Genomic DNA, 23183 nt, shown 5'->3' with positions numbered 1-23183 from the left:
CCTATTATTTTTCGTAGACGATTTTACCGTCGCAAATTGTCATGAAAATATCTGACTTTAATTCCTCACCAATAAATGGTGAGTTGCTTGCTTTAGATACGAATCCATCTTCAGTAATCGTCACGTTATCTTCTAAATCAATCACTGTTAAGTCAGCAGCTTTTCCTTCTTTAATCTCACCGCTATCTAAGTTAAAGACGTTACTTGGTTTAACTGTCATGAAATCTACAAGTTGTTGTAACGTGAATACACCTGTTTTAACGAGCTTCGTATAGAGTAATTGGAACGCATGTTCAATGCCGACGATTCCAAATGGAGCTTTCTCGACACCAGCTGCTTTTTCATCTTTATGATGAGGTGCATGGTCTGTTGCGATAAAGTCAATCGTACCGTCGAGCAGGCCTTCAATTAATGCTTCACGGTCATCGCTACCACGAAGTGGTGGGTTCATTTTGAAGTTTGGATCGAGTTCAGTAAAGTCACTTTCATCTAACACTAAGTGGTGTGGTGTCACTTCTGCTGTCACTTTAATGCCTGCACGTTTTGCGTCGCGAATGACACGAACTGATTCTTTTGTTGAAACGTGACATACGTGGTAATGGCACCCTGCTGCTTCAGCAAGTAATACGTCACGTGCAATTTGTGTTGACTCTGCAAGGCTTGGAATTCCTTCGACGCCGAGCCTTTCTGATACGTCACCTTCATGAACCGCACCAGACCCTGCAAGTGAGTTATCTTCAGTATGTGCAACGATCGGCATATTAATCGCTGCTGCTTTTTTCATAGCTTCATACATAACTTTTGCTGTTTGGACACCGACACCGTCATCAGTAAATGCGAATGCACCGTGTGCTTTTAACCCGTCAAAGTCGACGAGCTTTTCTCCGCTTAACCCTTCAGTAATCGATACGTAAGGTAATACGCGAATGACTGCGTCACGCTCGATAATTTCGTTTACTTTGTCGAGTGTTTCAACGCTATCGATAATCGGATTTGTATTTGGCATTGGACATACTGTCGTAAATCCTCCACGTGCTGCTGCTAAAGATCCTGTTTTAATCGTTTCTTTATGTTCAAATCCTGGTTCTCTAAAGTGAACGTGAACATCGACGAGTCCTGGTGTTAATAACTTACCGTTTAAGTCGATTACGTCGTGACCTTCTTGCTCGATTGAATCCGCAATTTTTGTGATAATACCGTCTTCGATTAATACATCTTTAGTGATGAAGTCATTATCTAACAATAACTTCGCTTGTGTTAAAAGCACTAGATTTCTCTCCTTCAAGAACTCTTTCTAAAATACTCATTCTGATAAATACACCGTTTGCCATTTGTTCGAAGATAACACTCTTATCTCCTTCTACACATTCGTCAGTAATTTCTACACCGCGGTTCATTGGTGCTGGGTGCATTAAGATTGCATCATCTTTCATGCGTCGAACGCGTGCTTGGTTAATACCGTATCTTTGGTTGTACTCGATGTTTGATAATAACATTTTTCTGTCGTGACGTTCGTTTTGTACACGTAACATCATGACGACGTCACATACTTCAATCGCTTCGTCTAATTCCATGTAAGGGACTCCGAGTGAGTGATCTTGGTACTCTTCTGGACCTGAGAAGTAAACTTCTGCGCCCATTTTACGAAGTGCTGTTGCGTTTGATTTCGCTACGCGTGAGTGTACGATGTCTCCAACGATTACGATTTTTAACCCGTGGATTCTACCGTGGTGTTCGTAAATTGTCATCATATCGAGTAGAGATTGTGATGGGTGACTTCCGCTTCCGTCTCCACCGTTTACGATTGGAATGTTAATGCCTTCTAATTGCTCGTAGTACTTATTATCAGGGTGTCTAATGACAAGTGCATCTACACCGATTGCTTCAAGTGTTTTACACGTGTCGTATAACGATTCACCTTTTTGAACTGCTGATTGTGACACTTCAAAAGGAATTGCGTGCATACCAAGTCTAAATTCAGCCATTTCGAAGCTTGATTTTGTACGTGTTGACGTTTCAAAAAATAAGTTACATACCGTTTTGTCTGTGTCGAATTTTTTGTAGTCGCCTTTTTTGATTTCTTGTGCGCGTGAAATAATTTCGTAAATCTCTCTTGGTGATACGTTGTCCATTGATAATAAGTTTTTCATAGTACATGCCTCCGGTTTTAAGATTATTGTAGGAGTAGTTTTAGATTAAGAAATTGAAACTGAGTTTTCACCGTCGATTTCCTCGATTTGTACGACGACTTCTTCTTCTTTTCGTGTCGGAATGTTTTTACCGACGAAATCTGGTCGTATCGGTAACTCTCTATGACCTCGGTCAACGAGTACTGCGAGTGAAATCGTCTTTGGTCTATGGTGGAACATAATTGCGTCTATTGCTGCTCGAATCGTTCGACCAGTTTGCATGACATCATCTACTAAGACGACGTGTTTATCATTTAAATCACTGTCAGTGTCTAACCCTTCAGTGTTTTCACTTCTCGCTGTGTCATCTCTAAAGTTTTTAATGTCGATCGTACCGCCTGCAACCGCTTCTCCTTCGATTGTTTCAATCTTGTCTCGCATTCGGTTTGCGAGGTACTCACCGCGTCTTCGAATACCGAGTAGTACGACGTCATTACTTCCTTTATACCTCTCGAGTATTTCATGTGACATTCTCGTTAAACTTCTATTGATTCCTTGTTCATCTAAAACAGTTCTTGCCATTTGGCATCCTCCTAATAATCATAAAAAAATACTCATGCCAAAGACATGAGTATACGCGTCAGTAAAATCGCACATAAAGCGAGCGTTATATATACGTTTCATCATGTCTTTTTGGCCTCACGGGACCAATTTTAAAGACACATAAGTATTTAATTATGTTGCTTATTATTATAGTCTTATTTAAAATATTTGTCAACACAATCCATTAACTTTTTTCTAAACGTAATTCTTCTAGTACTGTTTTAAATTGTTCTGGTAATTCAGATGAAAAGCTCAGTCTCTCTTTTGAAACAGGATGCGTAAAACCGATTGTTTTCGCATGTAATAATTGCCCATCTGTAATAAATTTTGTTTTTCTACCGTAGACGGGATCTCCAACGATTGGATATCCGATATAATCCATATGCACACGAATTTGGTGTGTACGCCCCGTCTCTAAAATCGCTTCGATTAACGTGTAGCCATTAAAACGTTCTAATACGTTAAAATGCGTGACTGCATCTTTTCCATCGTCGACGACTGCCATTTGTTGACGCTTTTCTTTGTTACGTCCAATCGGAGCGTCAATCGTTCCTTTGTTATGTGGAATCTCTCCATGAACGAGTGCGACGTATCGTCTGTCGACTGTTTTATCTTTTAACTGTTCACTTAAATCGCGATGTGCGACATCGTTTTTAGCGACCATTAACAGTCCACTCGTATCTTTATCGATTCTATGAACGATACCCGGACGATATTCTCCGTTAATGCCTGATAGCGAATCAAGTGCATACATTAAACCGTTAACGAGCGTGTTGCTTTTATGTCCAGCTGACGGATGAACGACCATCCCAGACGGTTTATAAACGACTGCGACATTATCATCTTCATATACGATATTTAAATTTAAATCTTCAGGTATAATATCGACGTCTTCTACTTCTCGCTCAAACACTTTGATCACGTCACCGAGTTTCACTTTATAGTTCGGTTTCACTTCGTCACCATTGACGACAATATTACCTTCTTTTAAACGGTTCTGAATTTCAGTACGAGAACTATTTTCGACGTAATCAAGTAGTAGTTTGTCGATTCGTACGTTGACATCTTTTTCTTCGATTTTAATTTCCACTTTGTTCACCACGCTCTGTAAAGAATTGAAATAGCATGAGTATGACTCCAATCGTTAAGCTCGAATCTGCAACGTTAAATATCGGGAAGTCATATGAGAAAATCATCGTATCGATCATATCGACCACTTCTTGAAATAGTACACGGTCGATAAAATTCCCTAACGCTCCTGCGATTAGCATTGTCAGTGATAATTGTAGTAGTAAATTATCCGTCGCTTCTTTTTTATAAAAATATACCAACATAATAATGACGAATACGGTAATGATGTAGAAGAGCCACATCTTACCTTGTAACATCCCCCACGCTGCGCCACTATTTCTATGTGACGTTATCGATAAGAAGTTCTCTATGATTGGTATCGATTCCCCGTAGTCCATAAATTTAACTACGAGGAATTTTGTAATTTGGTCAAGCGCCAATATACCGATACCGAAAATACTCATCGGAATAATTCGATAGTTTTTCATCGTCTCACCTAGTTTTCTCCAACAACAGTACGGCAACGATCACAAATATCATCTTTACCGCTCACGAGGTTTCTGTCTGTTTTATAGTTCCAGCAACGTGCACATTTTTCGCCTTCAGCATGCTCTACTTTAACTGTCGTGTTTTGATATGTTGTACCATCTGTTAACTCATCGACGATTTCAACTTGCGAAACGATAAAGAGCTGTGTGAACTCTGAATTGATGCTGTCTTTTGTTAATCCTTCAGGTAATGTTAACGTCACTTTCGCATCGAGTGATTTACCGATGACTTTTTCGTTACGTGCTACTTCTAACGCTTTATAAACGTCATCACGTACCGCCATAATTTGAGCCCACTGTTCTAATACTTTCTCATCGACATCTTCTTTGTCACTAAAGTGTGTTAAGTGGATACTTTCAGCTGTACGGTTTGGTGTATGGTCATAAATATCTTCAGCTGTGTGAACAAGCACTGGTGCTAACACTTTTGTTAAATCTTCTAAAATACGGTGTAACACTGTTTGTACACTACGTCTTACTAGAGAATCTTCTTTTTCGATATATAAAATATCTTTTGCATAATCTAAGTAGAAGTTTGATAAGTCTACGTTGATGAAGTTCTGTAACGACTGGTAAATCGTAATGTAGTTATATGCGTCGTAGTTGTCTCTCGTTTCGTTATAAAACTTACTAAATTTGTTGTACATATATTTATCGACGTCGTATAAATCGTCATATGCAACTTTGTCTGTTTCAACGTTAAAGTCGCTTAAGTTTCCGAGTAGGAATCTCATCGTGTTACGGATTTTACGGTATACGTCTGACACTTGTTTTAAAATGTCGTCAGAAATACGTACGTCTTCTTCAAAGTCACTTGAGAATGCCCATAGACGAATGATGTCTGCACCCATTTGGTTCATAATTTTCGTTGGATCTACAACGTTACCGAGTGATTTCGACATCTTCTTACCTTCTCCGTCCATGACGAATCCGTGTGATAATAACTCTTTGTATGGTGATACTCCACGCGTTGCGACACTTGTAATAAGTGAAGAGTTGAACCAACCTCTATATTGGTCAGAACCTTCAAAGTATAAGTCTGATGGATACGTTAAGTAATCTCTATAATCGAGTACCCCTCTATGTGTTGACCCAGAGTCGAACCACACGTCCATAATATCTGTTTCTTTTTCAAACGTACCGTTTGGAGAACCTTCGTGCGTAAATCCTTCTGGTAATAAGTCTTTTGCATCCCATTCAAACCAAACGTTACTTCCGTGTGTTTCAAATAGAGTTGCAACGTGTTCCATTACTTCAGGGTCTACTATTGCTTCACCATTTTCAGCATAGAAGAATGGAAGTGGTACACCCCAAACACGTTGACGTGAAATGACCCAGTCTCCGCGGTTTTTAATCATGTTATACATACGTTCTCTATTCCACTCAACTTGGAATTTCGTGTTGTTTAATGCTTCTAAAATTTCTTCACGTACGTTTTCGATTGACGCAAACCACTGTGGTGTTGCACGGAAGATTACCGGTGTTTTAGAACGCCAGTCATGTGGATATGAGTGCGTAATGAACTGTAGTTTAACTAATGCGCCAGCTTCATCTAAGTCTTCACCGATTACTTTGTTTGCATCGTCATAGTATAATCCTTCATATTTGCCCGCTTCTTCAGTAAATACACCTTTGTTATCTACTGGAGATAAAATTTCAAGATCATATTTTTGTGCCACTTTATAGTCGTCATCCCCGTGACCAGGTGCTGTATGGACAAGTCCAGTACCGCCGTCAGTCGTTACGTGATCTCCTAAAATAACGAGACTCATACGATCAAATAATGGGTGTTTTGCTTCGACGCGTTCGATTTCAGAACCTTTAAATTCTTTCGTACGAGTAATTTTTTCTTTATCCCACTCAACAGCTTCTAAATACGCGTCAAGTAATTCTTCAGCAATAACGTACGCTTCACCTTCATAATCAAACTGTACATAATTCAATTCAGGATGAACAGCGATTGCTAAGTTTGAAGGGATCGTCCACGGAGTTGTCGTCCAAATGACTAAGTTTACGCCTTTTTCAATTACGTCATTACCGTTTTCTACTTTAAACGTCACGTAAATTGACGGTGAACGTTTGTCTTTATATTCAAGTTCCGCTTCAGCTAAACTCGATTCTGATACAGGTGACCAGTACACTGGTTTTTTACCACGGTAAATTAAGCCACGCTCTACCATATCTTTTAAGACACGTACTTGTGATGCTTCAAATTCTGGTTTGTATGTTAAATACGGGTTATCCCACTCTCCGTCGATACCCATACGCATAAATCCAGCCTTTTGACCTTGTACTTGTTCGTTTGCGAATGCTTCACATTTTTTACGGAATTCACTCACAGACATTTTGTTGCGGTCGACACCTTTATTCGTCAGTGCTTGCTCGATTGGTAAACCGTGCGTATCCCATCCAGGTACATATGGTGTGTAGTATCCTTGCATTTGTTTGTTACGGTTAATGATATCTTTTACAATTTTATTTAACGCGTGTCCCGTATGAATTGCACCGTTAGCATATGGTGGTCCGTCGTGTAATACGAACGGTTCATTCCCTTTATTTAATTCTAATTTTTTATTATATAAATCCATTTCGTGCCAGCGCTTTTGCATTTCTGGCTCTTTTTGTGTTAATCCACCGCGCATTTTAAAATCCGTATGCGGCATAAGTAGCGTGTCTTTGTAATCCATTCTTATATTTCCTCCTAATAAATTAAAAACTCTTTACAAGTCAAAAAGGGACGATTTCACCGTGTTACCACCCTAATTGACTCATAAAGAGCCCACTCATTTATATATTTATATAATTATCATATTAGTGATATCAATATATTTATTTTCTAGAGCTTTCACCGTCCTCTAGTCGCTTTAAAAAATGCCAATATATTGCGTGTCTAATACATTAATAACATTATGCAAAAATTTCAGACTATTGTCAAACTATATTGAAACTAGTCTTCATACACTAAAACTTCGATTCTCGATTTCCCTTTTCTCGTTTCATGAATAAATTCACTGACGATAAATCTTCCAAAACCTCTTACACTTATTACGTCTTCAAGTTCGACTTGGAAACTCGGATCTGTCACGAGTGCATGATTGACTTTAACTTTCTCTCGCGTGACACGATTTTTACTTTTTGCTCGTCCTTCTTTTAATACTTCTGATACGATCACATCTAAACGAAATGATGATACGATAATCGAATGTTTCGTCGTATTCGAGACTGCACTTAAAAATTCATCGTTAGGAATTTTAACGAGTTCTATCGGTGCGTGTTTAATCGTCGTAAGTTCTGATTTAAATAAATCAAAAAAGTTTTTATCGATCGCAAACTGAATGTGATCTGAAAGTATAATGTCACCGAGTTTACTACGGTCGACGCCGACATTCATCATCGCACCTAAAATATTACGATGTGTGAGCGTCACAAATTTTTCTGGATAATGTAACTCTACCGTCTCAATTTCAAAATCATCTCGAGACACTTCTAACATTTCAGGAACGAGTAACACACGTTTTCGTTCATGGTTATCTTCAAGACCCCCACCGTAATATTCGATTTTTATATCAGGGAAACGTCCGCTAATACTTTCGATAATTTTACGTTCTCTCGGGTCGGTAAAATCAAGCAGTACAGGATAATAATCTCTCGAAGCGATTTCAAATTTACTGTAGTAAAAAATAATCTTTTCTTTTTCTTCTTGTCTAAAATGTTGAAATAGGGATTCCATAATATAACTCCTAATGGCGAAATAAAAAAGAGATATTGTAACAATATCTCTTACATTAACATATTATATAACGATACAAATATTTGACGCATTCCAAAGTTAAATAACTGGAATATAATAATTAAAAAGATCGGTGAAATATCGATCATACCACCAATTGGCGGAATTATATTTCTCAGTGGTGAAAGTAACGGTTCATATATTTTACCGAGTAACTCACCAAATGATGACTCTCTTAAACCTGGAATCCAACTAGATAGTATGTAAATGATGAACCCCCAAGTAAAGATTGGCCATAATATCGAATATATTTTAACTACTGTTGTCAGTATATTTATAGCTGTTGATTGGTCCACAGTAAAAACTCCTTACATTAAGTCAGAGTCATTCTTCTCCGAAATAACACCTTCCACACCAACAGAGTTTGGTGTACATAAGAAAATGTCAGCTCCAACTTTTTGAATATCGCCTTCTAAAGCATACACTGTTCCACTTAAAAAGTCGATGATTCGCTTTTTTGATACTTTATCGAGTTTTGATAAGTTCACAAGTGCTGTTTGATTATTTTTTAATTGATCCGCGATATCTTGAGTTTCACCAAATACATATGGTTCAAACAGACATACTTTCGTATTAATTTTACTCATGTCAACGTGTCCCCCTTGTTTCACTACTGGCTCACTCACTTCACGGTGCTCTCTTGCCTCAATTTTTGGTCTACGGCTTCTCTTTGTTTTTTCAGAAAAATCGACTGCTGTAACTTTACTTTTCTTTTCTACTTTTGGCTGTTCTTTAACTTCAGCAACTTGCTTTTGTTCTGTTTCGATTTCATCCATATCTTCAGATTCGATTACGAATAAATCTTTTAAAAATTGTAGAGCCATTTGAATCACCTATTTTCCCATAATTTTACTACCGAGTCTAATAAATGTCGCACCCTCTTCAAGTGCAATTTTATAGTCGTTACTCATTCCCATACTTAACTCAATAATATCTTTAAATTCCTTTTGTAAATCATCTCTAAGTTCTTTTAACTGTTTAAACACATTTCTAATTTCTTCAACGTTGTCTGTTTCAGGTGCCATCGTCATGAGCCCGATCACTTTAACGTGATCATATTTTGATACTTTCGTTACAAAATCTTTGACGTCTTCAGGTTTTAAACCATGTTTCGTCTCTTCTCCTGACACATTTACCTGTATAAAACATTTTACATCATGCGAGCTATATTGTTCAATACGTTTCGCGATAGATTCTCGTTCTAATGAGTGTAAGTAATATAGATTATCTATGACATCTTTAACTTTTCTCGATTGAAGTGTTCCGATAAAGTGCACATTCGCATCCTGAGGAAGTGCGGCTCTTTTTTCATTAAATCCTTCAATTCTATTCTCTCCAAAGTCTCTCACACCAGCGTCGTATGCTTCTAGCGCATCTTCAACAGTGTGATATTTAGTCACAGCGATAATCGTCGCTTGATTATTGACTTCTTCTTTTACTTTTAAATAATTATCTTTATTCAATTATAATCTCCTTCCAATAAACCCTAAAGCACGTCCCGTCGGTTGATCATCTAACCGATATGAAAAGAATTCTTCACTTTCCGTACCGATTGGTGTGACGTGAATGTTCGATTCTTTTATACCATAATCGAGTGCTTGGTGTTTATTTGCAGTTTTTAAATCGAGTAAGAATTTATCGTTACCTAATGGAGTGACTGCCTCTTTAGCAACTAAAAACGAATCGTTGACGACCGCATCATCGACTTCATAATAATCGCCGTTAATCGCAACTCCAATGACGACGCGTAAATCATCGATATCTCCGTCGTAATGATCTAATAGGTTTTTTAATACGTTCCCACGCGTTCCCTTCCATCCTGCATGCACTAAACCGATAAAGTTATTCGCTACGCTGTACACATAAATTGGTGTACAGTCTGCGTAATTCATACCGAGTACGATATTTCTTTCATATGTATATAGAGCGTCTATACCATATATGTTATCTGTTAACGCATCTACATTTGTCCCGGCATCCGCTTTTTTTACTTCATACACTTTGTTTTCATGCGTTTGTATTGGGATCACGAAATCTGAACGTTCAAATCCGATTTCTTCACTTAAAAGTTGTTGATGGTGGTGTACATTGTCCGGATTATCTCCGATATATAGCGCCATGTTAAATGCATTTTTTGGATAGTCGCTTTGACCGTTTGTACGTTTCGTATACCCAAACACTAAATCGTCTGAACTGTATCCTACATAATGATTATAATTTTTAAACACGCGTATCTATCTCCTAATAGACAAAAACGGAGATATTGATGTCAATATCTCCGTGAGTGAATGTCTTATCTTCTACGACTACGACGACCTCTAATAAATGATGGTACGTCTGGCTCGTTATCTAATGAAGATTTTCTATCAGAGCTATCAAATGATTGTTCAGAATTTGAACGATCATCTAAGTTGATGAATGAATCTTCTCTTTCTTTTTCTTCGAATGAAGGTGCTTGTCTACGTTCTTGTTGAACTGGACGTTCAGGACCTCTTGATACTGACTTTTCGTTAAAGCCTGTTGCGATAACTGTAATTACTAGCTCATCTTCAAGCTCAGGGTTGATTACTGTACCGAAGATCATGTTTACATCTTCGTCTGCAGCGTCTTGAACGATGTCCGCAGCTTCTTGAGCTTCGAATAGTGATAAGTTTTCGCCACCAGTGATGTTCATTAACACACCTTGTGCACCGACGATTGAAGTTTCAAGTAATGGACTTGAGATTGCTTTTTTAGCCGCTTCAACCGCACGGTTTTCACCACTTGCGACACCGATACCCATTAATGCAGAACCTTTGTCTGTCATAATCGTCTTAACGTCCGCAAAGTCTAAGTTTACTTCACCGCTTACGCTGATGAGGTCTGAAATACCTTGAACCCCTTGACGTAATACGTTATCCGCTTCTTTAAATGCTTCCATCATCGGTGTTGATTTGTCAACGATATCGAGTAATCTGTCATTTGGGATAACGATTAATGTATCTACAGCAGCTTTCATTTGTTCTACACCTGCAGCTGCTTGTGTTTGACGTTTTCTACCTTCAAAAGAGAATGGGCGTGTTACAACACCAACTGTTAAAGCTCCCATTTCTTTTGCGATTTTCGCAACGACTGGTGCTGCTCCAGTACCAGTTCCGCCACCCATACCAGCAGTGACGAATACCATGTCCGCACCTTGGATTGCGTCTTCAATTTGTTCACGTGATTCTTCTGAAGCTTTTTTACCAATTTCAGGGTTCGCTCCAGCACCTAAACCACGTGTTAATTTTTCTCCGATTTGGATTTTAGATTCTGCTTTTGATAAGTTTAAAGCTTGTCCGTCTGTGTTAACCGCAATAAATTCAACGTTTTGCATACCTTCATCGATCATTCGGTTTACTGCGTTGTTTCCTCCGCCACCGACACCGATTACTTTAATAGATGCTTGATGGTTAAAACCAGTTTCAAATTCTAACATCTCACCATATCCTCCCAAATTTTAATTACTCAAATAAATTCTTAAATACTTTTTTCATAAATCCACCAAAGTCAGATTTCTCTTTTTCTTTTGGCGGGGCATTTTTAACATCTGACGTCTCAACGATTTCACGTTCGTAATCGTCATGTTTGTCTTCTTCGTATCGGTCGTCGTCTGACTCATATTCAACGTCTTCTTCGACTTCAACACTTTGATTTTTCTCTTTTCTTTCTCTAAATAGAGAAGGGAAAATCGACTGTTTTTCTTCTTCTACAATTGGTTCGTTGTCATCTCTGTCATAATCATCTTCATGATTATCAATTGTAACATAATCGAGGAGTTCATCAAAACGAATACCGCTTTCAACTGTAGCGATTGCACTCGTGAATTCAGGTTTTCTCGCACCCATTTGTGTTGGGATATGAACGCGTACTTTTTCAGAAACAATATCGAGTAGTAAATCTCTAATTCCTCTCATGTTTGCAGTACCACCTGTAATGACGAATCCACCGCTAATATCGTCGATATTCGCTTCACCGAGTTCTCTAAAGATTTCCATAAACATATCTTCAAGAGTCACTTCGATGACGTCAGATAAGTCTTTCGCACTCACTTCTACGTCTTTATCACCGTTATTTTGTGGGAAGACGACGCGTTCACCTTCTGGTGCTCTTTCGTAAAATGCGTGACCATATTGCTCTTTTGCACGGTTTGCATAATGGAAGTCTGTATTAAACTCTCTCGCAATGACTTCAGTAATCGTGTTACCACCTGCAGGGATAACACCTGCATATTTTAACGATCCATCTTTATAGTATGCGTACTGTGTTAAGTCAGCTCCGATATCCATAACGACTGCGCCGAGTTCAATTTCAGCCTCTGTTAAAATATGTGAGTAGTTATATGCGTCTGAAGTGACGTCTACGATATCTAGACCTGCTTCTGCCGCACAGTTACCCATGTTTAAGAATAGCGTACGATCTACAGCGATGATACCAGCTTTCACAGTGAGACTTTCTCTAGCGATAATCCCTTTTGGATCTTCGACTTCATGTAAATCATCAACGACAAATGACACAGGGAATACTGTGACAATTTCTTGATCTATTGAAATTTCTTTAAAGCGAATATTTTCAAGTAATTCTTCGATGAGTTCTCCATCGATTTCTGTATCTTTACCAGAGAATCTTAACGTTTCTGTTGTAAATATGACATCAGAATTCGTTATTGGAACTTTTAAAAATACTTCGTCAATATCTATATTTGCTATTAGTTCTGCTTTTTTCACTGTATCTATAATTCCACTTTTAGCGAGATCAAAATCTCGAATCATACCCTTTGATACGCCATCAGTGAAGGTTTGGCCAGTACCAATAATATTTACACCATCGTGAAATTTCTCTCCAATCACGATTTTAACACTCGAGGACCCTACATCTAGGGCAACATAATATTGTTCCTTCACCTGAATGCCTCCCAATCTTTTCAGAATAATCTATCCTATAGTTTACCTTATATAAAGCGAATTGTGAACTAAATCAGTTAAATAAATGAAACTTTTCACTAATCTGTTGATGTTTCGATTTTTTCAAGTGATTTCTTAATCACATCTAGGCTTTCGTTTATATCATCGATATAAGGTACATGTCTTGGAATACTTGACATGTCGCGCTTCACACGCCTTGCTTCTTCAGTATTATACGGAATAAACGCATTACTCACTTCTAAATCGATAATCCCCTCATTATCTCCAATAGATTCGCGCATTCCATTAAAGTAATTGATCTTTTCACCAAATGTCGTATAGTCTGCGATAATTTCCTGACCGTTATTCATAAGTACTTGAATTCTCGTATATGATTCATCATACGGTCGATAATATATCTCAGATATCATTCGTAACATCTCTGGATTGACATCGTTTAAACTATCGACAAGTGCGTCGAACTCTTTACCTTCAAAGAAATGGATAATCGGTGCATCTACAGGTTCCATATGAAATCCTCTTAATACGCGTTTATTTTCGAGTACTGGATAATAGTTTCGGTTGCTTTCAATAAAACCAACGACGTTATGTTCTTTAACATTTATAATGACTTTATTTGGCCATTCACGTTCGATGTCAATTGACTGTATAATCGGTAACACTTTTACTTTATCTTCAGATTTATTTGACTGAAGCAAGTACATTTTTTGTCCTGTGTCTATACCGCTTCTATCTAGTATTTCTTTGTCGGTGATGTTTTCATTACCGACAATTTCAATTTCTTTAATATCAGATAGACTGGATATTAAATATGTAGCTATCGTAATTAAAACGAGCGCAATTCCAATAAGAAATATAAGTTTTTTATAATTTAAATTTGGCAGTGATAACTGTGGCTTTTTAACCGATTTAAATCGCTCTTTTAGCGTCTCTTTTTCATCTTCTTCAGACTCATATTCTATTGAAGGTGCATCTTTTTCTTCATCGCGATAGTCTTCAATTAAAGATGGATCTAACGTGTCATCGTCACTCTTTGCCACTTCTTCTTGCTGTAGTTTTATAACACCTTCCTGAACGAGCGCTTCTATGACTTCAAGTTCCGTTTTAAATGAGGGGACATCGTCAGTGTGTGTATGCTTCTTATCTTTTTTAGTCGTACAATTCTTTTTTAACTTCTTTTTTAAATCATCTACGTTAAAATCTTCACTCATCGTGTCCCCTCCTTTTTATAATTGATGAACTGCTTCTTTAAAATGTCTGCCACGCGTTTCAAAATCAGGATACTGATCCCAACTCGCACACGCTGGTGAAAATAGCACTTTGTCTCCAGCATTACCATGTGTTTTGACAATGTCGACAGCTGTGAATGGATTATCTGTTTCAATCACTTCGATATTGTTTTCATTTAAAAATTGTTTTAGCTTTTCTTTCGTTTCACCAAATACGATACCAAGTTTTACATGCTTTAAATGTGGAAGAAGTTCTTTGAAATCTTGTCCACGGTCTAATCCACCAGCGATCCAAATCGTCGGCGTATTAAAGCTATCTAATGCAAATGTCGTCGCGAGCGCGTTCGTCGCTTTTGAATCGTTATAAAATCTCATACCGAGTTTTTCATCGACGAATTCCATACGGTGCTCGATACCTTTAAACGTCGTTAAAACATATTTCATATGCTCGATCGGTACATTTTTTAAATGTGCAACGAGTAAACTTGCAAGGATATTCTCTAAGTTATGTGGACCTTTTAACAGAATCTCTTCGATATTTATTATTTTTTTACCAAAAACATATATCCAATTATCTTTTACATATGCATCTGCTTCCTCATCGATACTGAAGAAGTAAACGTTACTCTTCACATCTTTATGTTCGACAAAATGTCTTTGAGATTGATTAAATATAACAATGTCCGTGTCTGTCATATTTTTCATAAGAGATAGTTTCGCTGATTGATACTCGTTTAAATCTTTATGATAATCGAGATGTGCTTCATATATGTTTGTAAATACTGAGATATTCGGTCTAAACGTATCGATGCCCATTAACTGAAAACTAGATAATTCCATTACGAGTTCGTCTGACTGTTCTTCAAGCGCCGCTTGGCTTGCTGGATATCCGATGTTCCCACATAAAATTGGTGTGCGGTTTCCATCAGTAAGTAGTCTTCCAACGAGTTCTGTCACCGTCGTTTTTCCGTTCGTTCCGGTAATACCAATAATCTCATTATTTGTGATTAAATACGCAAGTTCTACTTCAGTAATAATTTTAATATTGCGTTTTAAGGCTTCCTGTAAAAAAGGAATCGTATACGGAATACCTGGATTTTTAACGATCAACTCTGTGTCGTTTAATAGATGCTCTGGATGATGACCATCTACGACTTTCACGTTCATTTGTTTTAAATGATTTAAAACACTCTCTTCAACGAGAACCTCACTCGTAGTAAGTGTGATATCTGCACCGAGTTTAAACAGTGCTTCTATCGCACTACGACCACTTCGTCCGTATCCTAAAACGAGCACTTTCTTATGTTTAAATGATTCGATTTCTTTCATAACTTAGCCTCCGATTAAAATACCAATTAGACCAAAAACTAAACCGACGAATGAAAATACGAATACAATTTTACGTTCATTCCATCCAGACAATTCAAAGTGGTGGTGAATCGGTGTCATTTTAAATACACGTTTACCTGTTGTTTTAAATGATACGACTTGTATAATGACGGATGCTGTTTCGATGACGAATACGATACCGATTAAAAGAAGTAATAAACTGTTGTTTAACATAATTGATACGATACCGACAATCCCACCGAGTGCTAAAGATCCAGTATCTCCCATAAATACCTTCGCTGGATATTTGTTAAATAGTAAAAATCCGAGTTGTGCTCCAATTAGTATCGATAAAAATAAAATAATTTCTTTTTCTGAATGTAACCACGCAATGGCTAAAAATGCACCGTTCGCAATAATCGTCGTACTTGTTGATAACCCGTCTAAACCGTCCGTTAAGTTTACAGCGTTACTAAAACCAACGAGCCAGAATACGATCCAAACGATGAAAAACACACCGAGTGGAATTGTAATATCTGTCATTGGTATCGAAACACCAAGCTCAATAGAAGGTATGAATTTCATCATAATGAAAAAGACGATAATTGACACGACTACTTGTGCCAGCGCTTTTTGCTTAGATGTTAATCCTCTATTATCTTTTTTTACAACGATGATGTAATCGTCAATAAAACCAATTAACCCAAATCCTAGCGTTACGATGACGAGGATGAGTAATTTCGAAACGTCTTCAACGAAGAACATACATATTATCGATAACACGACCGTTACAGAAATAAATGAAATACCACCCATTGTCGGTGTGCCTGTTTTCGCTAAATGACTTTCCGGACCTTCCTCACGAATTGCTTGGCCAAATTTTAATTGTTTTAATTTTGGTATCATCATTTTCATTAATGTTGCAGACAATATAAATGAAATGATTAATAATATAATACTCATCGTTACCTCCTAATTGTTTGGGTCTTTCATTTGTAACGTAAAGTTGACTTTTTGTTTATCTCCAAGTGGTTCACCTGGTTTAATCGTTTGTGCTGTGACGTAACCTTCACCTTTAAAGTTCGATTTGAGTCCTAAATAGTCCATGATGAGTAATGCGTCACGCTTAGAAAACCCACGTAAGTCCGGCATCGTACGTTCACCGTCTGTGACGATGACGAGCACTTCAGACGGCAACATTTCTTCATTTTTTGGATAATAGTCTTCAACTTTCGTTCCTTCACCGACATACACTTGTTTTAATAAATCATTTTGTAATACGTCGACGTCTTCAATGTTTTGACCTGTAATGTCTTCCATTTTAATCGTTTTAATTTCTTGACTGTTTTGAACGTCTTTAACGTCTAAATATTTCAGTGAGCGTTCCATTAACGGATTAAATCCTCTCGACACACCGAAGTCCCATGTCTCACTTTTATTTTTTGATGCGCGTTTAATACCGTAATAGACGATAATTCGTGGATCTTCAACTGGTGCATATCCGATAAATGACGTTATAAATTCATACTCTCCTGTTAAATATCCGCCCGTTTTTTCGTCATATGTTTGTGCTGTACCAGATTTACCTGTGACTTGATAATCATCGAGTGCGTACATACTGTTTCTATCTAACGAACCTGCGACGAGTGTGCTCATTTCTTCCATCGTTTTCTCGGCTGTTTCTTTACTAATGACTTGTCCGAGATTACGTTCTTGACCTCGATATATTTCTTCGTTCGTTTCTGGATCGACAACTGACTGAACGACGTATGGTTTTTTCATCATCCCGTCGTTTAGTAACGCAGTAAATCCTTGAATCATTTGAATTGGAGTTACACTAATCGTTTGTCCAAACGAACTCGTCTTTTGTTGGAGTTCATTGTCCCACACGATTTGACCACTTGCTTCTGTGTTAAATTCAGATTTTGTAGCTGCCCCAAATCCAAATGACTGATAATATTCGAGCATCTTTTTAGGTCCGACTGAATCGAGTAAATCCATCATTAGAGTGTTCGAAGAATATTGTAACCCTTCGTTATAAGTAATTGTACCCCAACCTGACTTTTCCCAGTCGTAAATCGTCGCATCCATCACTTGTCTATTCCCTGTCGTGTAGTACTGATTTGGATCATACTTACCTTCTTCAATTGCTGCCGCTAACGTAAATACTTTAAACGTACTTCCTGGCTCGAATTGATATTCGTAAAGCATATTTAACCAGCTCGTTCCGAAACCTTCTCGAGTATCTGGGTTAAATGAAGGACGTTGACCTGCACCTAAAATTTCGCCTGTTTTTGCATCTGCAACAAAAGCAAATAACTCTTCAGGTTCGAAGTGTTCTTGCATATCATCTAATGAGTCTTCTAAGTAAAGTTGGATGTTAGAATCAATCGTTAATTCAACGTCTAACCCATCGACCGCTTCTTCACTTTCCATCGTTCCAGGAACGATATAGTTCCAACTATCGACGTTATAATCTTTAAAGCCGTCTTTTCCAGTTAATTCTTTATTGTATTCTTTTTCAATACCTACAGCACCATTCATATCTCCGTCTTCATTTAACTCAGCCATTCCAATTAAATGTGAAGCAAACACTCCGTTAGGATACGAGCGTTTGACAACAGGAGTAAAAACAATTCCTTTTAATTCTTTTTCTTCTACTAATCTTTTTGCTTTATAATCGATATTTCTTCCTTTACTACCGAATTCAACTTGATATCTATTATTTTTAATACCATCATCGATTACCTTTAAAATTTCTTTTTCTTCCATATTCATAATTTCAGATAAGACTTTTGCTACTTCGTTTTTATCTTCGATATGATTATCAAAATCTTGTCCGACGATGACCGCGATATTATAAGCTTCCGTATCTCTTGCTAAAACATTCCCATCGCGGTCAGTAATTTTACCACGTTCAGCACGGTTAACGGTGTGACGTTCATATTTACTGCGCGCTTGATCTTTTAAATTGACGTCATCCACATTTTTAAACAACATAATCGTAATGATATTAAAAACGAGTAAAGCAAAAAACACTCCTAAACTAATATAAATCAGGAGTGTAATAATCGGTATTGAAAAAGTAAATTGATTTTTACGTCGCTGCTTTAGCGACTTAAAGATATTAGACTTAAAATTACTTTTCATACTTCCTAACAACCTTTACATTATCATTGTTTGGCTTTAGCCCAAGTTCATTTGCTTTTTGATAAATGCGTTCGTATGAAGATAAATGTGTAACTTCTGTTGTTAGTTCGTCTATCTCTTTTTCTGTAGCGTTAATTTCGTAGTTGATTTGAGATATTTCTCTCTCATATTCATGCGCTTCTAATTTTGTGTTGAGTACAAATACTACTGCTGCCGATAAAACAATCATTAAAGCGACATATAACAGAAGCTCATTTAACTTCAGACTTACGAGGTAGCGTTTTTTCTTTGGCGCTACGTTATGTACATGATTTTGTTGATTTTGTTCTTTTTGAACAGTTTGTCTTACGCGTGCTGCTTCCATGGTTTCACTTCCCTATCACTTTAACTTTTCTGCGATTCTAAGTCTAGCGCTACGTGCACGACTATTATGTTCAAGTTCTTCGTCACTCGCTAGTATCGGCTTTTTATTGACTCTTTTTAAAATTGGCTCGTATCCTTCAGGGATAATTGGCATGTTTTTAGGTAGTTCGGGTCCGCGTTCATACTCTAAATAAATTTGTTTACAAATTCTATCTTCGAGTGAGTGGAACGTAATGACCGAAACTCTACCACCTTTATCTAACAATTCGATCGCATCTTGTAAGCTATTTTCAAATACTTCAAGTTCGTTATTTACTGCGATACGTAATGCTTGAAAGACTCGGCGTGCTGGGTGGCCTTTCATGCGTTTAAACTTTTCAGGAATTTTCGACTTAATTAAGTCGCTTAACTCTGTCGTCGTTTCAATTGGCTTTTCCGCACGTCGTTTTTCGATTTCACGTGCGATTTGTTTTGAGAATTTCTCTTCACCATATCTAAAGAAAATGCGTACGAGATCGTCATAGCTATATGTATTTACAATTTCATAAGCATCTAGACTTTGTGTTTGATCCATTCTCATGTCGAGTCGCGCTGTTTTCGAATGTGAAAAGCCACGTTCTACTAAATCAAGCTGAGGACTCGATACGCCTAAGTCATATAAAATGCCATCGATTTTTTCGATGCCAAGTTTATTTAATTCTTCTTTTAAATATTTAAAATTTCTATGAACGAGCGTTAATCGGTCGTCATCAAATTTTTCTTTTGCGTGATTAATTGCAAGAATATCTTGGTCAAATGAAATCACTCGACCTGTCGTCAATTGATCTAGTAAATAAGATGTATGTCCGCCACCACCAAGTGTAGCGTCTACATAGATGCCGTCAGGTTTAATGTTTAAACCATCAATTGTCTCTTTTAGTAATACTGTGTCATGTTTAAACATTTTGTCACCCTCTTATAAATCAAAATCAATCAAATCTTCTGCAATCATTTCAAAGTTATCTGCTGAATCACTGTAAAAATCGTTCCAGCTGTCTGTATCCCAAATCTCCACACGATCTGAAACACCAATGACTGTGCACGATTTACTTAAATCTGCGTAATCTCTTAAATGTTGTGGGATGTTTACACGTCCTTGCTTATCGACGTCAACAATCGCTGCGCCAGAAAAAAATAGTCGTGTAAAACGTCTTGCATCACGTTTTGTGAGTGGTAGTTGTTTTGTCTTTTGTTCAATCGCTTTAAAATCGTCGACTGTATAACAAAATAAGCATTTATCTAATCCGCGAGTAATGACAAATTGCGCTTGTAATTCATCTCGAAATTTACTCGGGACGATCATGCGTCCTTTAGCGTCTAAATTATGATGATACTCGCCAATAAACACCCGAACTACCTCCTCCCACCTACTATATTAATAATTTACCATATTCTACCACTTTCCACCACTTTCTTCTTAAAAAATTGCAAAAAAAGAACGGCTCAACTTTTTGAGCCGTTTTTAAGGGTTAATCCATAATAATGATTAACTGATCCGTATAAGTTAATGGTGTAAAATCAATGAACGCATTTGAAAATACTGTTGGGTGGAACGTACGCTCTTGCAGTGCATTTTTCGGAAGTAATAACATTAGAAGTTCATCTAATTGATTGAGTTTATTTCTCACTTGTCGTTTGACATCGTATTGATATTTTCGTTCTAAATAATCGACTTCTTTTAACATACGAGATTCGTTAATATCGATGAGTGTCTCTTCATGTTTAGTTTCAGTTACTTCTCCAAGAGACTCATATTGTTGTTCAATCACGTCTTTTAGAGTTTGAATACGTTGTAACAACTTTTCATTCGTCGATTTATCTATAAGTTTATCTTTTTCTTTTTCAATATGTTCAACTAAATTCGGTGTTAACGATAAATCGTATTCGTTTAATCGTTTTTCTAATTGTGGTGGAACGTGGAGGAAAGACATACGTTTTAAGACGATCGGCATTTCTCTATCCATTACTTTAAATACTTCGTGAAGTTCTCCCCAATATTTTACTTCTGCGCCTCCACCTAAAAAGACAATTGTATTAAATAGTAACTCCTGCATTAGCGGTCGTGTGACGACGTTGTTACTGAATGTTTCTGGTGATTCATTTAAATAGTTTAACAACTCTTCTTTCGTATATGTTTTGTCTTCAGTTTTAAAGACGTCACCGTCACGGTGAAGTAGCTCTCTGTTCCATTCAGAATGAATAAATAAATGAACATTCGTGTCCGTTTGAATCGTCGGGCTGATATCGAAGTGTTGATTAAATGACTGTTGACCAGAGCTAAACGCTGCGTCAATTTCCTCTGATTTTTCGATTATTCGTTGAAAAATCTCTTTTTCTAACTGTCTAACGTCTTTGCTGTGCGCATTAAATATGAGTAAGCCATGCTCACTGAACACTTTATTTGTTAGTGCTGTAAAGAGCTCTGACCAGTATGTGTGTGCATTAATTTCTCGTTCGATTGTATTTTTAATTTCGATATTTTGCTTTCTGTCCTCTGTATAATTAAATACTTCATCGAGAACGTCTAACATTTCTTTTTTATCGTATTCATAAAAGCCGATACTCATTTGTATATCGAGATTTGGTTTATATGACACTTTTTTAATACGTTTATGCAAACTATCGTAAACATGAGTATGGTTAATTTCATCGTAATCGTGATCTTCAGACGCGACCCAAAATACAGGTACCGCGTCGTAATTCACTTTTTCCTTAATATCTTTTACGACGACTAAAATCGAAATCACTTTATGCAAAATATATGCTGGACTGCCAAACAGACCTGCTTGTTGTCCACCGATGACGACTTTATGGCCATTTTTTAATTTTTTAATATTATTTCTTTGACTTTCTGTAAGATCACCAACAATTTCGAGCATATCTTTTTCGATTATAGACGCGAGTCTTTCTGTATGTTCATGTGGTGCTCTTTTAATTAATCGATGAAGCGATTCATCATCAAACTTATTATGATGAAAGAACTTATAATCCTCTTCGCTTATACAGTGAATGTCATCATTAAATTCATCATTAAACAGATACCTCATAATGTGTCTCCTAACAATCGTCATAGTTAAATAAAATTATATGGAATTTATCCGTATGACACAAATAAATAGTTTATAAATAAAAAAACATGGACATTTCTATGTCCATGTTAGTTGTTTACAACTTCTGCACCGTTATATGACCCACAGTTCGGGCAAACGCGGTGTCTTAATTTCATTTCTCCACACTCAGGGCACTCAACCATTCCTGGTGCACTTAACTTAATGTGTGTACGACGTTTATTTTTACGAGTTTTCGAAGTTCTTCTTTTAGGTACTGCCATTGCTAATCCTCCGTTTCGTCTGTTTTAAACAGCGTTTCTAATTTTTTTAATCTTGGGTCTACAGGCTTATCTTTTTCGTACGCTTCGATACTGCCGTAGACGTTCCAATTATCAGTGTTTGATGAGTCCGGTAATTCATTACTTTCAGAATACACTTCAGGAATGCTAACATTTATTAACTCACGAATGACTGGTTCTAAGTCGAGCTCATGTAGCACCGGATGTAATGACGGATCCTCTAGCTTTTCATCCGCTTCAAGCGTCTCATCATACGTTTCAAACGAATTTACGCTTAAATCGTAAAAAACATCCTCTCCAGAACGACTATCAACCATTTTAACACGTGCCTGAATTGTTATGTCGACATAAAATTCATGACCACTATTTTTGATTGAGCCTTCTGTGAAAATATCACTTACATCTAGAACGTCTTGACGATTCGAAACATCTTCAAGTGATAAGTGTTCTTCAAAAGTAAATGCGGTATTTTGAAACTTTCTGAGTTCCGATAATGACCACTTCATATTTACCCACCTCTTATAAGCACAACAAACATTCTACCGATTTTCAGTGAAAGTGTCAAGTTATTTTCTTAACATATCACCGAATAAAATTAAGATTTATTATCTATTTTGATATAATGATATCGAATAATAAA

Annotated in this window: 22 protein-coding genes and 1 pseudogene; all 23 read right to left on the bottom strand. The window is 37.1% G+C overall.

The window, feature by feature from the left end:
• Nucleotides 1–4 precede the first annotated feature (4 nt).
• Entirely contained in the window at nt 5–1267 is a 1263-nt protein-coding gene (locus HMPREF3177_RS05735; RefSeq protein ID WP_070457609.1) for a dihydroorotase, read from the bottom strand.
• Nucleotides 1233–2150 (bottom strand): aspartate carbamoyltransferase catalytic subunit, encoded by a 918-nt coding sequence (locus HMPREF3177_RS05730; protein WP_070457606.1) that lies wholly within the window; start codon nt 2148–2150, stop codon nt 1233–1235. The genes HMPREF3177_RS05735 and HMPREF3177_RS05730 overlap by 35 nt, the downstream gene beginning before the upstream one ends.
• 45 nt (nt 2151–2195) lie before the next feature.
• Nucleotides 2196–2711, bottom strand: a complete 516-nt coding sequence (gene pyrR, locus HMPREF3177_RS05725) for a bifunctional pyr operon transcriptional regulator/uracil phosphoribosyltransferase PyrR (protein ID WP_070457604.1) — start codon at nt 2709–2711, stop codon at nt 2196–2198.
• Nucleotides 2712–2916: 205 nt separating this feature from the next.
• Nucleotides 2917–3831, bottom strand: coding sequence for an RluA family pseudouridine synthase (locus HMPREF3177_RS05720; protein ID WP_070457859.1), 915 nt, complete (start codon nt 3829–3831; stop codon nt 2917–2919).
• Entirely contained in the window at nt 3812–4291 is a 480-nt protein-coding gene (lspA, locus tag HMPREF3177_RS05715) for a signal peptidase II (protein WP_070457603.1), read from the bottom strand. Before lspA ends, HMPREF3177_RS05720 begins: the two co-directional genes overlap by 20 nt.
• Before the next feature lie 8 nt (nt 4292–4299).
• A complete protein-coding gene (gene ileS, locus HMPREF3177_RS05710) occupies nt 4300–7038 on the bottom strand; it encodes an isoleucine--tRNA ligase (protein WP_070457601.1) in 2739 nt (912 codons plus the stop codon).
• 260 nt (nt 7039–7298) lie between these two features.
• Nucleotides 7299–8081 carry a YlmH family RNA-binding protein gene (locus HMPREF3177_RS05705; protein ID WP_070457599.1) on the bottom strand — a complete coding sequence of 261 codons (783 nt, stop codon included), beginning with the start codon at nt 8079–8081 and terminating at the stop codon, nt 7299–7301.
• 50 nt (nt 8082–8131) lie between these two features.
• Nucleotides 8132–8437: a YggT family protein gene (locus HMPREF3177_RS05700; RefSeq protein WP_083286890.1), complete on the bottom strand. Its 306-nt coding sequence runs from the start codon at nt 8435–8437 to the stop codon at nt 8132–8134.
• Nucleotides 8438–8449: 12 nt separating this feature from the next.
• On the bottom strand, nt 8450–8965 hold the full coding sequence (locus HMPREF3177_RS05695) for a cell division protein SepF (protein ID WP_070457597.1): 516 nt from the start codon (nt 8963–8965) through the stop codon (nt 8450–8452).
• 9 nt (nt 8966–8974) lie between these two features.
• Complete coding sequence (locus HMPREF3177_RS05690) at nt 8975–9604, bottom strand: YggS family pyridoxal phosphate-dependent enzyme (RefSeq protein ID WP_070457595.1); 630 nt, start codon at nt 9602–9604, stop codon at nt 8975–8977.
• Nucleotides 9605–10369: a purine nucleoside phosphorylase YfiH/LACC1 family protein gene (locus tag HMPREF3177_RS05685; RefSeq protein ID WP_083286889.1), complete on the bottom strand. Its 765-nt coding sequence runs from the start codon at nt 10367–10369 to the stop codon at nt 9605–9607.
• A gap of 274 nt (nt 10370–10643) precedes the next feature.
• Nucleotides 10644–11598, bottom strand: a pseudogene (ftsZ, locus tag HMPREF3177_RS05680) (cell division protein FtsZ); the annotation flags it as partial.
• Nucleotides 11599–11623: 25 nt separating this feature from the next.
• Nucleotides 11624–13063: a cell division protein FtsA gene (ftsA, locus tag HMPREF3177_RS05675; RefSeq protein WP_070457591.1), complete on the bottom strand. Its 1440-nt coding sequence runs from the start codon at nt 13061–13063 to the stop codon at nt 11624–11626.
• 98 nt (nt 13064–13161) lie between these two features.
• Nucleotides 13162–14295 carry a cell division protein FtsQ/DivIB gene (locus HMPREF3177_RS05670; protein WP_070457589.1) on the bottom strand — a complete coding sequence of 378 codons (1134 nt, stop codon included), beginning with the start codon at nt 14293–14295 and terminating at the stop codon, nt 13162–13164.
• A gap of 15 nt (nt 14296–14310) precedes the next feature.
• Entirely contained in the window at nt 14311–15642 is a 1332-nt protein-coding gene (murD, locus tag HMPREF3177_RS05665; protein WP_070457586.1) for a UDP-N-acetylmuramoyl-L-alanine--D-glutamate ligase, read from the bottom strand.
• A 3-nt stretch (nt 15643–15645) separates the two neighbouring features.
• Nucleotides 15646–16605 (bottom strand): phospho-N-acetylmuramoyl-pentapeptide-transferase, encoded by a 960-nt coding sequence (mraY, locus tag HMPREF3177_RS05660; protein WP_070457584.1) that lies wholly within the window; start codon nt 16603–16605, stop codon nt 15646–15648.
• Between the two features lie 9 nt (nt 16606–16614).
• Nucleotides 16615–18792 (bottom strand): penicillin-binding transpeptidase domain-containing protein, encoded by a 2178-nt coding sequence (locus HMPREF3177_RS05655; protein ID WP_210388788.1) that lies wholly within the window; start codon nt 18790–18792, stop codon nt 16615–16617.
• Nucleotides 18782–19156, bottom strand: coding sequence for a cell division protein FtsL (ftsL, locus tag HMPREF3177_RS05650; RefSeq protein WP_070457581.1), 375 nt, complete (start codon nt 19154–19156; stop codon nt 18782–18784). Before ftsL ends, HMPREF3177_RS05655 begins: the two co-directional genes overlap by 11 nt.
• A 15-nt stretch (nt 19157–19171) precedes the next feature.
• Nucleotides 19172–20098 (bottom strand): 16S rRNA (cytosine(1402)-N(4))-methyltransferase RsmH, encoded by a 927-nt coding sequence (gene rsmH, locus HMPREF3177_RS05645; protein ID WP_070457580.1) that lies wholly within the window; start codon nt 20096–20098, stop codon nt 19172–19174.
• Nucleotides 20099–20110: 12 nt separating this feature from the next.
• Nucleotides 20111–20542: a division/cell wall cluster transcriptional repressor MraZ gene (gene mraZ, locus HMPREF3177_RS05640; RefSeq protein ID WP_070457577.1), complete on the bottom strand. Its 432-nt coding sequence runs from the start codon at nt 20540–20542 to the stop codon at nt 20111–20113.
• 121 nt (nt 20543–20663) lie between these two features.
• Nucleotides 20664–22241, bottom strand: a complete 1578-nt coding sequence (bshC, locus tag HMPREF3177_RS05635; RefSeq protein WP_070457575.1) for a bacillithiol biosynthesis cysteine-adding enzyme BshC — start codon at nt 22239–22241, stop codon at nt 20664–20666.
• Nucleotides 22242–22351: 110 nt separating this feature from the next.
• Complete coding sequence (gene rpmF, locus HMPREF3177_RS05630) at nt 22352–22525, bottom strand: 50S ribosomal protein L32 (protein ID WP_040929246.1); 174 nt, start codon at nt 22523–22525, stop codon at nt 22352–22354.
• Between the two features lie 2 nt (nt 22526–22527).
• Nucleotides 22528–23049, bottom strand: coding sequence for a YceD family protein (locus tag HMPREF3177_RS05625; RefSeq protein WP_040929247.1), 522 nt, complete (start codon nt 23047–23049; stop codon nt 22528–22530).
• Nucleotides 23050–23183 lie beyond the last annotated feature (134 nt).

The sequence above is a fragment of the Nosocomiicoccus sp. HMSC09A07 genome, assembly GCF_001808485.1.
Lineage (GTDB): Bacteria > Bacillota > Bacilli > Staphylococcales > Salinicoccaceae > Nosocomiicoccus > Nosocomiicoccus ampullae_A.
This window is presented reverse-complemented; position numbering and strand designations above follow the sequence as displayed.

What these genes read in the sequence shown, in the direction of transcription:
- HMPREF3177_RS05730 (WP_070457606.1), bottom strand. Translation starts at nt 2,150, where the DNA reads ATGAAAAACTTATTATCAATGGACAACGTATCACCAAGAGAGATTTAC.
- pyrR (WP_070457604.1), bottom strand. Translation starts at nt 2,711, where the DNA reads ATGGCAAGAACTGTTTTAGATGAACAAGGAATCAATAGAAGTTTAACG.
- lspA (WP_070457603.1), bottom strand. Translation starts at nt 4,291, where the DNA reads ATGAAAAACTATCGAATTATTCCGATGAGTATTTTCGGTATCGGTATA.
- ileS (WP_070457601.1), bottom strand. Translation starts at nt 7,038, where the DNA reads ATGGATTACAAAGACACGCTACTTATGCCGCATACGGATTTTAAAATG.
- HMPREF3177_RS05705 (WP_070457599.1), bottom strand. Translation starts at nt 8,081, where the DNA reads ATGGAATCCCTATTTCAACATTTTAGACAAGAAGAAAAAGAAAAGATT.
- HMPREF3177_RS05695 (WP_070457597.1), bottom strand. Translation starts at nt 8,965, where the DNA reads ATGGCTCTACAATTTTTAAAAGATTTATTCGTAATCGAATCTGAAGAT.
- HMPREF3177_RS05670 (WP_070457589.1), bottom strand. Translation starts at nt 14,295, where the DNA reads ATGAGTGAAGATTTTAACGTAGATGATTTAAAAAAGAAGTTAAAAAAG.
- murD (WP_070457586.1), bottom strand. Translation starts at nt 15,642, where the DNA reads ATGAAAGAAATCGAATCATTTAAACATAAGAAAGTGCTCGTTTTAGGA.
- mraY (WP_070457584.1), bottom strand. Translation starts at nt 16,605, where the DNA reads ATGAGTATTATATTATTAATCATTTCATTTATATTGTCTGCAACATTA.
- HMPREF3177_RS05655 (WP_210388788.1), bottom strand. Translation starts at nt 18,792, where the DNA reads ATGAAAAGTAATTTTAAGTCTAATATCTTTAAGTCGCTAAAGCAGCGA.
- ftsL (WP_070457581.1), bottom strand. Translation starts at nt 19,156, where the DNA reads ATGGAAGCAGCACGCGTAAGACAAACTGTTCAAAAAGAACAAAATCAA.
- rsmH (WP_070457580.1), bottom strand. Translation starts at nt 20,098, where the DNA reads ATGTTTAAACATGACACAGTATTACTAAAAGAGACAATTGATGGTTTA.
- bshC (WP_070457575.1), bottom strand. Translation starts at nt 22,241, where the DNA reads ATGAGGTATCTGTTTAATGATGAATTTAATGATGACATTCACTGTATA.
- rpmF (WP_040929246.1), bottom strand. Translation starts at nt 22,525, where the DNA reads ATGGCAGTACCTAAAAGAAGAACTTCGAAAACTCGTAAAAATAAACGT.
- HMPREF3177_RS05625 (WP_040929247.1), bottom strand. Translation starts at nt 23,049, where the DNA reads ATGAAGTGGTCATTATCGGAACTCAGAAAGTTTCAAAATACCGCATTT.